Raw genomic sequence first — 12532 nt, 5'->3', positions numbered from 1 at the left:
TGAGCAGAAGTGCCCGCTCGGGATCTCCTGGGTGTGCAGAAGTGCCCGCTCGCGCTAGAGGAGGCGGGTGACCGCTTCGTCGTACGCCGCCACGGCCGCGTCGGCGAGGCCGTGGCCGCCCGGCGCGTCCTGCGCCAGGGCCAGGACCTGGGCGGCGCGGACCCGGGCGGCCTCGCGCTCGGCCGCGCCGGTGTCGTCGGCCTCGGCGGCGGTGAGGGCGTGGACCTCGGTGAGCAGCGCCTCGCGGGTGCGGCCACGCAGCAGGAGCAGCACGTAGGGGTCGCGGTCGACGTGCCAGGCGAGGAGGTAGAGCAGCGCGAGGGCGTGGACGCACGGCTGCGCCCAGGCGTCGCACTCGCAGGCGCTGTCGAGGTCGGGGGCGCCGGGCAGCACCTCGACGCCGGCCTCGTCGGCGTGCTCGACCAGGTCGACGGGCAGCGTGCCCACCTCGAGCGCGGCGGTGAAGCCGCTCTCGCGGGCGGCCTCGCGGGCGAAGGTCGTCCAGTCGGGCGCGTCGAGCCGCTCCACCTTGAGCTGGCTCATCAGCGGTTGTTCGCTGCCGGGGTCGACCACGGCCGAGGCCATCGCCTCCAGCACCACGATCGCGCCGAACCGGCCCGACCGGGCCAGCGACCGGGCGGCGACGAGGTCGCCGACGTCGAGGGCCAGCTCCTCGAACGACCGCACGAACGCCCGGCCCCACCAGGTGTCGCTCCGCGCCACGGCGCCGCGGCGGCGGGGGCTGCGGGGCAGGACGAGGGGGTCAGGCATCGGGGTACTGACGGGTGCGGCGCAGCCCGACGAGGTCGTGCAGCTCGGCGTCCGAGAGTTCGGTGAGCGCCGCCTCGCCGCGGCCGAGCACGGCGTCGGCGAGGCTGCGCTTGCGCTGCAGCAGCTCGGCGATGCGCTCCTCGATGGTGCCCTCGGTGACCAGCCGGTGCACCTGGACGGGCCGGGTCTGACCGATCCGGTGGGCGCGGTCGGTGGCCTGGTCCTCGACGGCGGGGTTCCACCAGCGGTCGACGTGGACGACGTGGTCGGCGCGGGTCAGGTTGAGGCCGGTGCCGCCGGCCTTGAGCGAGAGCAGGAACACCGGCGCCTGGCCGTCCTGGAAGTCGCGCACCATCCGCTCGCGGGCGGCGACGGGGGTGCCGCCGTGGAGGAACAGCGACGGGGTGCCGGCGGCGGCGAGGTGGCGCTCGAGGAGGCGGGCCATCTCGACGTACTGCGTGAACAGCAGCACCTGCCCGCCCTCGGCCAGGATCGTGGCCAGCAGCTCGTCGAGCAGCTCGAGCTTGCGGGAGCGCCCGCGCAGCCGGCCGCCGGGCTGGCGCAGGTAGTGGGCGGGGTGGTTGCAGATCTGCTTCAGCCCGGTCAGCAGCGCCAGCACCAGGCCGCGGCGGGTGTCCTCGTCGGCCTCCTCGATGCGGCGCATCGACTCGCGCACGAGCGTCTCGTAGAGCACCACCTGTTCACGGGTCAGCCCGACGACGTGGTCGGTCTCGGTCTTGGCGGGCAGCTCGGGCGCGATGCCGGGGTCGGTCTTGCGGCGGCGCAGCAGGAACGGCTCGACCAGCTGGGCGAACCGGCGCGCCACCGACGGGTCGACGCCGCTCTCGATGGGCGCGGCCCACACCTTGCGGAAGGCGTTGCGCGAGCCCAGCAGGCCCGGCGTGGCCCAGTCGAGGATCGCCCACAGCTCGGTCAGGTCGTTCTCGACCGGCGTGCCGGTCAGCGCGACCCGGCAGCGCGAGCGCAGCGTGCGGAGGTTCTTGGCCGTGGTCGAGCGGGCGTTCTTGATGTGCTGCGCCTCGTCGGCGACCACGAGGTCCCAGGACACGGCGGCCAGGTCGCCGCCGGTCTCGGCCGAGGTGTCGGCGCGCATGGTGCCGTACGTCGTGAGCACGAACCCCTCGCCGAGGTCGGCCAGCGAGCGCGAGCTGCCGTGGAAGCGGCGTACGTCGACCCCGGGGGCGAACCGCCGGACCTCGGTCTCCCAGTTGCCCATCAGGCTGGCCGGGCAGACCACCAGCGTGGGCCCGACCAGCAGCCCGCGCGCGCGGCGGTGGAGGTGGAGCGCGATCAGCGTGACGGTCTTGCCCAGCCCCATGTCGTCGGCCAGGCACGCGCCCAGCCCGGCGCCGGTCAGCTCGGCCAGCCAGGTCACGCCGTGGCGCTGGTAGTCGCGCAGCGTCGCGTGCAGCCCGGGCGGGTCGGGCAGCGGGGCCACGGTCGCGGCGTCGACGATGCGCCTCCGGGCCTGCTCCAGCGTGGCGCCGGGGTGCACCTGCATCGCCCCGCCGTCGAGGTAGAGCGTGCCGGTCAGCGCGGCCTGGAGCGCGGCGGCCGGCGCGATCGCCCGGTCGGCCTGGTCGAGCCCGGCCTTGACCCGCTTGCGGGCACGTCGGGCGACGCGGGGGTCGATGACGACCCAGTTGTCGCGCAGCCGGATCACCGGGGTGGTGGCCTCGGCGAGCGCGACCATCTCCTCGTCGCTGAGCTGCTGCCCGGCCATCGCGAGCCGCCAGTCGAAGCCGAACAGCGAGTCGGGGCCGAACAGGCCCTCGTTCAGGGGCCCCTCGCGGGGCCCGGAGACCTCGACGCGGCCCTGCGGGACCAGCTCGCCGCGCAGCCCGCGGGGCCAGAACACGTCGATGCCGACCGCGTCGAGCGCCTCGAGGCCGTGGTCGAGCAGCCCGGTCAGCTCCTCGCCGTCGAGCACCAGCTGCTCGGGCACCCGCTCGCGCAGCAGCCGGCCCAGCGGCTCCCACGCCGACGCGGCCTCCCCGAGCGCCACGCTGGCCGAGAGCCGCGCCCGGGCGGAGAAGCCGTGCTCCTCGGGACCCTCGTGCCACAGCCGGGCGACGTCGACGAAGACGGTCTCGTCGTCGAGGTCGTGGGCCTGCGGCACCAGCACGACCCCGCCGCCTGCGAGCACCTCCTCGGGCGCCTCGACCCGCAGCGTGATGCGCACCCGGTCGGGCAGGCCGTCGGGCTCCGGCTCGGTCGGGGCCTCGCGGGCGGCCAGCCGCTCGGACCAGTGCACCCGGCGGGTGCCGCCGGTGTCGTCCTCGGTCGGCGCGACGGCGGTGCCCGGCGGCTTGACCATGGTGTCGGCCACGGCGTCGAGCAGCTCGCGGATCAGCTGCTCGGCGTCGTCGACCGAGGTGCCGGCGTGGGCGCGGGAGCCGGCCAGCGCCCGGACCCGGTCGTCGTCGTCGGGCTGGAGCGGGCCGATGCGCCACGCGTCGCCGGCCTCGGTGCGGCGTACGCGACCGGCGGCGACCAGCCGCATCGCCAGCAGCGTCGCCCCGCTGAGCAGGCCGACCGAGGGATGGGCGTCCTCGACGCGGACGGCCCGGGTGAGCACCGGGATGGCGCCCTTGAGCGGCATCCGGACGGTACGCCGCGGCCCGGAGAACTCGACCTCGCTCAGCCGCGCCGGCTGCTGCGGCACCCAGGTCGCCTGACCCTGCAACGGCACGAAGCTCACCGGAGGAACCTAGCCCGGCTCACCGACAGCGCCGGGACGTGTGGCTGGTGGTCCGGTAGTCCGAGACGATCGGCACCACCGGGAGGGCCGACGTGGTGCGTTTCGTCTCGGAGTACCCGGAAAGGGGGGTGCGGGCGGGCGGGGGCGAGGGTCAGTCGAGGCCCTGGATCGCCCGGGCGACGGCCTTGGGCACCTTGGAGTCGAAGACGCTGGGGATGATGTAGCTGGCGTTGAGCTCCTCGGCGCTGACGCAGTCGGCGATCGCGGTGGCGGCGCTGAGCAGCATCTCGATGGTGACGTCGCTGGCGCGGGCGTCGAGCAGGCCGCGGAAGACGCCGGGGAAGGCCAGCACGTTGTTGATCTGGTTGGGGTAGTCGCTGCGGCCGCTGGCGACCACGGCGGCGTACGGCGCGGCCTCGGCGGGGTCGATCTCGGGGTCGGGGTTGGCCAGGGCGAACACGATCGGCTTCTCGGCCATGCCGGGGATCCACTCGGCCTGGAGCACGCCCGGCGCGCTGACGCCGATGAACACGTCGGCGCCCTCGAGCGCCGTCCTGAGGTCGCCCCGGACGCGGCGCGGGTTGGTGCGCGAGGCCAGGTCGGCCATGGCCGGCGACAGCGACTCGTCGCCCTCGGCCAGCGCGCCGTCCTTGTCGCAGACCACGACGTCGGCGGCACCCGCGGCGAGCAGCAGCGTGACGATCGCGGTGCCGGCCGCGCCGGCGCCCGCCACGACCACGCGGATCGAGGCGAGGTCCTTCTCGACGCACCGCAGCGCGTTGGTGAGCGCGGCGAGCACCACGATCGCGGTGCCGTGCTGGTCGTCGTGGAAGACGGGGATGTCGAGGCGCTCGCGCAGCCGGCGCTCGATCTCGAAGCAGCGCGGCGCGGCGATGTCCTCGAGGTTGATGCCGCCGAAGCCCGGCGCGATCGCGGCCACGACGTCGACGATGCGGTCGGTGTCCTGGGTGTCCAGGCAGATCGGCCAGGCGTCGATGTTGGCGAACCGCTTGAACAGCGCGGCCTTGCCCTCCATCACCGGCAAAGCGGCGCCCGGCCCGATGTTGCCCAGGCCGAGGACGGCCGAGCCGTCGGTCACCACGGCGACGCTGTTGCCCTTGATGGTCAGCCGGGGCACGTCGCCGGGGTTCTCGGCCAGCGCCAGGCTGACCCGGCCGACGCCCGGGGTGTAGGCCATGGACAGGTCGTCGCGGGTGCGCAGCGGGACCTTGGAGGAGACCTCGATCTTGCCGCCAATGTGGAGCAGGAAGGTGCGGTCGGAGACCTTGTGGACGGTGATGCCCTGCAGGTTGCGCAGGTGGTCCACGATCTCGGCGGCGTGCTCGGAGTCGGTGGCCGAGCAGGTCACGTCGTAGACGATCCGGTCGTGGCGCGACTCGGCGACGTCGAGCGCGGTGACGATGCCGCCCTCGGCGGCGATGGCGGTGGCGACCTGGCCCACGATCGCCGGGTCGACCTCGGTGAACAGCCGCACCGTGATGCTGTAGGACCCGCTCGTCGCCGCTCTGCGCTTCTTGTCAGCCATGGGTCGCATCCTGCCCGTCGGGGGTGGTTACCCGCGAGTCGTGAGGTCCGTCACGCCGAGAACATTACGAACACAAGGGTCTCGACGGGCTCGACCGGCGGGCGGGCCGGGGTCCCGACGGTCTCGACCGGCGGGAGGCGCAGCAGGTCGGACCGGCGGGGTCGCGCGGAACACCGGTGAAACACGGCGGGCCTAGGGTCGCCGGGCATGAGCCCGGTCACCGCCCCGCTGCCCACCGGTGAAGGTCCGCTGCGCGGGTCGACGTACGTGCCCTCGACGCCCGGCCACGTCCTCTGGGGCCGGCTCCCGTGCCAGGCCGACGACGCGGTCGCCCGCGTCGGGCCGGGCGCCGAGGTCACCTTCGACACGCTGAGCCACGAGGGGATCCTGGAGGACCAGGGCCGGGACCCGCGCGCCTTCTTCGGCGCCCACGACGTCGCGCACGTGCTCGCCGACGCGGTGGCCCTGTGCGCCACCGACGAGCGCACCCACCCCCGCACCTTCGGTGTCGACGGCCCCCACGTCGTCTCGCGGCCGGTCCACGTCGAGGGGGCCCGGCCGGGTGACCTGCTGGCGGTGACCGTGCTGGAGACGCTGCCGCGGGTGCCGTACGGCGTGGTCTCCAACCGCCACGGCAAGGGCGCCCTGCCCGGGGAGTTCCCCCGCGACGGGCAGCCGGTCGTCAGCGCCTTCGCCTCGGTCGACGAGACCGGCACGCGGGGGCAGCTGCCGCTGGTGCCGGGCGGCGAGCGGCTCGTGGAGTTCCCGCTGCACCCGTTCCTGGGCATCATGGGCGTCGCGGTCGCCAGCGACGACCGGCCGCACTCCGTGCCGCCCGGCCCCCACGGCGGCAACATCGACATCAACCTGCTGACCGTCGGCGCGACGCTCTACCTGCCGGTCCAGGTGCCGGGGGCGGGCTTCTACGTCGGCGACCCCCACTTCGCGCAGGGCGACGGCGAGGTGGCGCTGACCGCGATGGAGGCCTCGCTGCGGGCGACGCTGCGGCTCGACGTGGTGCCCCACGAGGACGCCGTACGCCGCTTCGGCGAGCTGGCCGGACCGCTCGCCGAGACCGCCGAGCACCTGGTGCCGACCGGCATGGACGAGGACCTCGACCTCGCCGTGGCCGACTGCGTGCGGGCCGCGATCGGGCTGCTGCAGGCGAGGTGGGGGATGGACCCGGGGCTCGCCCTGGCCTACCTCTCGGCGGCCACCGACTTCGACATCTCCCAGGTGGTCGACGTGGTCAAGGGCGTGCACGCCCGGATCCGCAAGGCGGACTTCGCACGGGTCGACCGGTGAGCGACCCGATGAGCGACCCGGTGAGCGACCCGGTGGGCGCTCCGGTCTGGCCCGACGGGCTGGAGGAGGCGTTCGCGACCTACGAGCGCGCCCTGGCCGACGACGACCTGGTGGTCCTCGACCGGCTCTTCGCGCCCGGGCCCGCCACGCTGCGTGGCGACGCCTCCGGACTGCTGGTCGGCCACGACGCCATCTCCGCGTTCCGCAGCGGGCGGGGCGGCGCCCCGGTGCGGACCCTGGTCGAGACCCACCTGCAGGTGGTCGACGCCGACCACGCGGTCGTGGTCGCGGTGACCGAGCCGGCGCACGGCGGGCGCGGCCTGCAGACCCAGGTCTGGGAGCGGCAGCCCGACGGCTGGGTCGTCACCGCGGCCCACGTGACCCAGGCGGCCCCGGCCCTCGACCCGCGGGTGTGGCGGGTCGTGGGCACCCCGCTGGTCCCGGCCACGACCGCCGACGGTGCCCTGGCCGGGGAGCGCGTCGCCGTCAAGGACCTGTACGCCGTCGCCGGGCACCCCGTCGGCGCGGGCAACCCCGCGTGGCTGGAGGCGGCGCCGGTCGAGACCGAGCACGCCTGGGCGGTGGCCCGGCTGCTGGAGGAGGGGGCGGAGGTCACCGGCATCGCGCGGACCGACGAGCTCGCCTACAGCCTGGCCGGCACCAACGCCCACCACGGGACCCCGCCCAACCCGCGTGCGCCGGGTCGGATCCCGGGCGGCTCGTCGTCGGGCTCGGCGAGCGCGGTCGCACTCGGCCAGGCGACCGTCGGCCTGGGCACCGACACGGGCGGCTCGGTCCGGGTGCCGGCGGCCTACCAGGGGCTGTTCGGGCTGCGCACCACCCACGGCGCGGTGCCACGTGAGGGGCTGCTGCCGCTGGCGACGGACTTCGACGCCGTCGGCTGGCTCACCCGCGACGCGACGACCCTGCGCCGGGTGGGCGAGGCGCTGCTTCCGGCGTACGACGGCCCGGGGCTCGGCCCGGAGGCGCTGGTCGTCGTCCCCGCGCTGCTGGAGCTGGCCGAGCCGGACGTGCGCGCGGCGGTCACGGGCCTGGCCGAGCAGCACGGGGCGGAGACGCGCGACTGGAGCCCCGAGGCCCTGGCGCGCTGGCTGCCCGCCTTCCAGACGCTGCAGGCGTGGCAGGCCTGGCAGTCCCACGGCGGCTGGCTGCGGGGCCGGCTCGACACCCTGGGGGCCGACGTGCGGGGCCGGTTCGAGCGGGGCTCGCGCACCACGGCCGCCGAGGCCGACGACGCGCGGGCGGTGCTCGTCGAGGCCCGTGAGCAGGTCGACGCGCTGGTGGGCGACCGGGTGCTGCTGCTGCCCTCGGCGTCGTCGGTCGCGCCCCGCCTCGGGCCGGGTCTGGCCGAGCGCCTGCAGCAGACCCGCGACGCGACCATGCGGCTGACCTGCCTCGCGGGGATCGGCGGGATGCCGGCCCTGGGCGTCCCGGTGCCCACGGCCACCGGGCTGCCCGCCGGCGCGTGCCTGGTGGCGGGCCGGGGCCGCGACCTGTCGCTGCTGCGCCTGGCCGAGGCGCTGTCACAGCCCCGAAACACCGCTGGTCCACGCCCGTAAAGCCCGCGTCCTAGCGTCCCCGGGGACGGCGGGCGGCAGGGGACGGTGACCGTGGAGATGCAGGCGTTCGACGAGCTCGACGAGGCGACGGCGCAGCAGCTGCTGCTGGGGTGCGCCGCGGTGCCGCGCTGGGCCGCGGCCCTCGTCGCCGCCCGCCCGTACGCCGACCCGGCCGCCCTGGTCGCGCGTGCCGAGGAGCTCGCCGCCGGCTGGACCGGGGCCGAGGTGGTGCAGGCGCTGGCCGACCACCCGCGCATCGGTGAGCGCCACCCCGGCACGGGCGACGCGGCGCGGCACTCCGCCGGGGAGCAGGCGGGCATCGCGGCGGGGGACTCCGACGTGGCGGCACGGCTGGCCGCGGGCAACCGGGCCTACGAGGAGCGCTTCGACCGCATCTTCCTGGTCCGGGCCGCCGGCCGCAGCGCGGAGGAGGTGCTCGACCTGCTCGAGCAGCGCCTGACCCACGACCCTCTGACCGAGCTGGCGGTCACCGCCGGACAGCTGCGCGAGATCGCCGTGCGCCGGGTGCGGGGACTGGTCTCGTGACCACGCTGAGCACCCACGTCCTCGACGCCGGCCTCGGCGCCCCCGCGGCGGGCGTCGCGGTCACCCTGAGCGGCCCGGACGGCCACCGCGTGGCCGGCGGGACCACCGACGCCGACGGCCGGCTGCGGTTCGAGGAGCCGCTGTCACCGGGCACCCACCGGCTGCTGCTGGAGACCGGCGCCTGGTTCGACGCCGCCGGCCGCGACCACCTCCACCCCGAGGTCGTGGTGGCGGTCACCGTCGCCGACCGGCCGCACCTCCACGTCGCCCTGCTGCTGGGGCCGTGGTCCTACACCACCTACCGAGGGAGCTGACCATGGCGACCGGCGACGTCATCCTGGGCGCCAACCAGTACGGCAAGGCCGAGTGCCGGCTGGTGAGGATCACCCGCGACGGTCCGCGGCACGAGATCGAGGACCTCAACGTCACCTCGCAGCTCCGCGGCGACTTCACGGCGTGCCACACCGAGGGCGACAACAGCCGGGTGGTGGCCACCGACACGCAGAAGAACACGGTCTACTCGCTGGCGCGCGAGCACGGCGTCCACAGCCCCGAGCAGTTCCTGCTGACGCTGGGGCGCCACTTCGTCGCGGAGTACCCCTGGGTGGAGGGCGGGCGCTGGCACGCCCAGTCCTTCGCCTGGGACCGGATCGGCGTCGGCGGCGTGCCCCACGACCACGCGTTCGTCCGCTCCGGCCAGGAGACGCGCACGGCCCTGGTGCAGCTCGTGGGCGACCGGGCCCACGTGCTGGCGGGGTTCGAGGACTGCGTGGTGCTGAAGTCGACCGGCTCGGAGTTCCACGGCTTCCCCCGCGACCGGTGGACGACCCTGGCCGAGACCGACGACCGGATCCTCGCGACGTCGATCACCGCCTGGTGGTGCTACACCGCGGACGCGGTCGCCGGGGGGCTCGACTTCGGCACGGCGTACGCCGAGGTCAGGGCGCTGCTGCTCGGCACCTTCGCCGAGCTGCACTCCCTGGCGCTGCAGCAGACCGTCTTCGAGGCCGGCCGGGCCGTCCTGGAGGCGCACCCCGAGGTCGGCGAGATCAAGCTCAGCTGCCCCAACAAGCACCACTTCCTGGTCGACCTGGCGCCCTTCGGCCAGGACAACCCCGGCGAGGTCTTCCTCGCCGCCGACCGGCCCTACGGACTCATCGAGGCGACCGTGCAGCGCGAGGGCGTGCCGGTCGTCGAGGAGGCCTGGGCGACGCTGCCCGGCTTCTGCTGACCGGCACCACTCCCGCAGCAGCACCCAGGACCCGGAGGTCCGCCATGAGCGACACCCCCCGCACCCCCCGCCCGGCCCGTCCCGAGGACGAGCACCTGCCGGCCCCGCAGCTGGTCGGCTACGGCGTCCAGCACATCCTGGCGATGTTCGGCGGCGTGATCGCCGTGCCGTTCATCATCGGCGGCGTCGCGGGCCTCGAACCGGCCCAGACCGGTCTGCTCGTCTCGGCCGCGCTGTTCGTCAGCGGCCTGGCCACCGTGCTGCAGACCGTCGGGATCCCCTTCTTCGGCTCGCAGCTGCCGCTCGTGCAGGGCATCTCGTTCGCGAGCGTCTCGACGATGGTGACGATCATCCTCGCCGAGGGGGAGGGCAACGGCGAGCGCGGCCTGCGGGTCGTCTTCGGTGCCGTCATCGTGGCGGCGGTGGTCGGCCTGCTGCTCGCCCCGGTCTTCTCCCGGGTGGTGCGGTTCTTCCCGGCCGTGGTGACCGGGTCGGTGATCCTGGTCATCGGCCTCTCGCTGCTCCCGGTCGCCGGGGGCTGGATCACCGGCCAGGAGGAGACGGCGTCCGGCAGCTCGGTGGCGCTCGCCGCCGTGTCGCTGGCCTTCGTGCTGGTGCTGAGCAAGGTGCCGATGCTGTCGCGGCTGGCGGTGCTGCTCTCGCTGGTGGCCGGCACCGTCGTGGCCGCGATCTTCGGCCTGACCACCTGGAACGGCCAGGACGCCGACCTGGTGGCGGTGCCGACGCCGTTCGAGTTCGGGGCGCCGATCTTCGAGGTCGGAGCCATCGTGTCGATGACGATCGTGATCCTCGTGATCATGGTCGAGACCACCGCCGACATCCTCGCGGTCGCCGAGGTGGTGGGCACCGACGTCGACAACAAGCGGATCAGCAACGGCCTGCGCGCCGACATGGTGTCCTCGGCGATCGCGCCGGTCTTCAACTCCTTCCCGGCCACCGCCTTCGCGCAGAACGTCGGCCTGGTCGCGCTCACCGGCATCCGCAGCCGCTTCGCGGTCGCCGTCGGCGGCGGGGTGCTGTTCGTGCTCGGGCTCTCGCCGGTGCTGGCCGCCGTGGTCGGCCTGCTGCCGCTCCCGGTCCTCGCCGGAGCGGGCGTGGTGCTCTTCGGGTCGGTGGCGGCCAGCGGGGTGCGCACGCTGGGCAAGGCGACCTACGACGGCACCAACAACATCGTCATTGTGGCGGCGGCCGTCGCCTTCGGGGTCATCCCCATCGCCTGGCCGGAGTTCTGGGGCGCCTTCCCGCAGTGGTGGCAGACGATCTTCGACTCCGAGATCAGCGCCGCCGCCATCGTGGCGTTCACCCTCAACCTGTTCTTCAACGTGCTGCTGCCCGGGGTCCCCGAGGAGCCGTCGGGCCTCACCGCCGCGCCGGCGCTGGAGGTGCGCCCCGACGAGGTGGAGGTCCTCGAGCAGGGCGGGACGTTCCGCGGCGGGAAGCCCGGCGACGGGTGAGGGTCGACGCGGTCCGAGGCCGGCGGGTGCTGGTCGGTGACGAGCTCGTGGCGGCCACGCTGACCCTGCACCACGGCCGCATCGCGGCGGTCGAGCCGTTCGAGCACGAGGCCGACGGCCTGGTCCTGCAGGTGCCCGACTCGGCGTACGTCGTGCCGGGGGTCGTGGACACCCACGTGCACGTCAACGAGCCCGGTCGCACCGAGTGGGAGGGCTTTGTCTCGGCCACCGAGGCGGCCGCCCTCGGGGGCGCCACGACCCTGGTCGACATGCCGCTCAACGCGGTGCCGCCCACCACGACGCTCGCGGGGCTGCGCGCCAAGCAGGAGGCGGCGGCCGGCGAGCTGATGGTCGACGTGGGCTTCTGGGGCGGTGCGGTGCCCGGCAACCTCCCCGACCTCGAACCGCTCTGGGAGGCCGGGGTCTTCGGGTTCAAGTGCTTCCTGTCGCCCTCGGGCGTCGAGGAGTTCCCACCGCTGGACCCCACCCAGTTCCGGCTCGCGCTGGCGGAGGTGGCCCGGCTCGACGCGCTGATGATCGTGCACGCCGAGGACGCGGCCGTGCTGGCCGCGGCACCCTCGGCGCCGAGCCGGTCCTACCGGGCGTTCGTCCGCTCCCGCCCCGACCACGCGGAGGTCGCGGCCATCACCCAGGTGCTCGACGGGGCCCGGGAGACCGGCGCCCGGGTCCACGTGCTGCACCTGTCCTCGGCCCGGGCGCTGGACGCCATCGCCGCGGCCCGCGACGAGGGGCTGCCGGTCACGGTCGAGACCTGCCCGCACTACCTGTGCTTCGCGGCCGAGACCATCCCCGACGCCGCGCCGCAGTTCAAGTGCTGCCCGCCCATCCGCGACAGCGGCAACCGCGAGGAGCTCTGGTCGGCGCTGCGGGCCGGCGTCATCGACGCCGTGGTCAGCGACCACTCCCCGGCCACGGCGGAGGAGAAGCAGCGCGGCGGCGGCGACCTGCAGCTGGCGTGGGGCGGGGTGTCCGGGCTCCAGGTCGGGTTCAGCGCCGTGGCCCAGGAGGCCCGCCGCCGCGGCATCGGCCTGGCCGCGGTCTCGCGCTGGATGTCACGCAACACCGCCGACCTCGTCGGGTTGACCCACAAGGGCCGGATCGAGCCCGGCGCGGACGCCGACCTGGCGGTCTACGACACCGGGGTCGACTTCCGGATCGAGGCGACCCGGCTGGCCCACCGCAACCCGATCTCGGCGTACGACGGGCTGCGCTACGGCGGGCGCGTCACCCGCACGGTCGTCCGCGGCAACGCCGTCGACGTGGAGCGCCCCGACCACGCCTGGGGCCGGCAGCTGCGGCGTCCGTGAGGCCCCGTCGGACCGGAAACCGAGGTGG

Annotated in this window: 10 protein-coding genes; 7 read left to right on the top strand and 3 right to left on the bottom strand. The window is 74.9% G+C overall.

All coding sequences use genetic code 11. From position 1 onward, the window contains the following. Positions 1-54: 54 nt before the first annotated feature. The 3 genes from ASG49_RS13400 to ASG49_RS13390 form a co-directional block, all read right to left on the bottom strand. Complete coding sequence (locus ASG49_RS13400; RefSeq protein WP_056542680.1) at positions 55-771, bottom strand: hypothetical protein; 717 nt, start codon at positions 769-771, stop codon at positions 55-57. Then, complete coding sequence (locus tag ASG49_RS13395) at positions 764-3493, bottom strand: DEAD/DEAH box helicase (RefSeq protein WP_056542678.1); 2730 nt, start codon at positions 3491-3493, stop codon at positions 764-766. Before ASG49_RS13395 ends, ASG49_RS13400 begins: the two co-directional genes overlap by 8 nt. Before the next feature lie 151 nt (positions 3494-3644). Beyond that, positions 3645-5039 carry an NAD-dependent malic enzyme gene (locus ASG49_RS13390; RefSeq protein WP_056542676.1) on the bottom strand — a complete coding sequence of 465 codons (1395 nt, stop codon included), beginning with the start codon at positions 5037-5039 and terminating at the stop codon, positions 3645-3647. A 207-nt stretch (positions 5040-5246) separates the two neighbouring features. Between ASG49_RS13390 and ASG49_RS13385 the strand changes: the two genes are divergently transcribed. The 7 genes from ASG49_RS13385 to allB are packed head-to-tail and all read left to right on the top strand — an operon-like array spanning position 5247 to position 12504. After that, positions 5247-6344, top strand: coding sequence for an acetamidase/formamidase family protein (locus ASG49_RS13385; RefSeq protein ID WP_056542674.1), 1098 nt, complete (start codon positions 5247-5249; stop codon positions 6342-6344). 20 nt (positions 6345-6364) lie between these two features. Beyond that, entirely contained in the window at positions 6365-7924 is a 1560-nt protein-coding gene (locus ASG49_RS13380; RefSeq protein ID WP_235562074.1) for an AtzH-like domain-containing protein, read from the top strand. Positions 7925-7969: 45 nt separating this feature from the next. Continuing rightward, positions 7970-8470 carry a 2-oxo-4-hydroxy-4-carboxy-5-ureidoimidazoline decarboxylase gene (gene uraD / locus ASG49_RS13375; RefSeq protein WP_235562073.1) on the top strand — a complete coding sequence of 167 codons (501 nt, stop codon included), beginning with the start codon at positions 7970-7972 and terminating at the stop codon, positions 8468-8470. Then, positions 8467-8784: a hydroxyisourate hydrolase gene (gene uraH / locus ASG49_RS13370; protein ID WP_056542671.1), complete on the top strand. Its 318-nt coding sequence runs from the start codon at positions 8467-8469 to the stop codon at positions 8782-8784. Before uraD ends, uraH begins: the two co-directional genes overlap by 4 nt. 2 nt (positions 8785-8786) lie before the next feature. Then, positions 8787-9701: a factor-independent urate hydroxylase gene (gene pucL / locus ASG49_RS13365; protein WP_056542670.1), complete on the top strand. Its 915-nt coding sequence runs from the start codon at positions 8787-8789 to the stop codon at positions 9699-9701. A 44-nt stretch (positions 9702-9745) separates the two neighbouring features. After that, the gene (locus ASG49_RS13360) at positions 9746-11176 is read left to right on the top strand and encodes a nucleobase:cation symporter-2 family protein (protein WP_056542668.1); all 1431 of its coding nucleotides are present in this window, start codon (positions 9746-9748) and stop codon (positions 11174-11176) included. Next, positions 11173-12504: an allantoinase AllB gene (allB, locus tag ASG49_RS13355; RefSeq protein WP_056542667.1), complete on the top strand. Its 1332-nt coding sequence runs from the start codon at positions 11173-11175 to the stop codon at positions 12502-12504. Before ASG49_RS13360 ends, allB begins: the two co-directional genes overlap by 4 nt. The last annotated feature ends 28 nt before the right edge of the window (positions 12505-12532 follow it).

Source organism: Marmoricola sp. Leaf446 (assembly GCF_001424755.1).
Lineage (GTDB): Bacteria > Actinomycetota > Actinomycetes > Propionibacteriales > Nocardioidaceae > Marmoricola.
The sequence above is the reverse complement of the archived record's forward strand: the minus strand, read 5'-3'. Positions and strand labels throughout refer to the sequence as shown.

Excerpts from the sequence above, each read along its gene's own strand:
- ASG49_RS13400 (WP_056542680.1), bottom strand. The coding sequence starts at position 771 with ATGCCTGACCCCCTCGTCCTGCCCCGCAGCCCCCGCCGCCGCGGCGCC.
- ASG49_RS13390 (WP_056542676.1), bottom strand. The coding sequence starts at position 5,039 with ATGGCTGACAAGAAGCGCAGAGCGGCGACGAGCGGGTCCTACAGCATC.
- ASG49_RS13385 (WP_056542674.1), top strand. The coding sequence starts at position 5,247 with ATGAGCCCGGTCACCGCCCCGCTGCCCACCGGTGAAGGTCCGCTGCGC.
- pucL (WP_056542670.1), top strand. The coding sequence starts at position 8,787 with ATGGCGACCGGCGACGTCATCCTGGGCGCCAACCAGTACGGCAAGGCC.
- ASG49_RS13360 (WP_056542668.1), top strand. The coding sequence starts at position 9,746 with ATGAGCGACACCCCCCGCACCCCCCGCCCGGCCCGTCCCGAGGACGAG.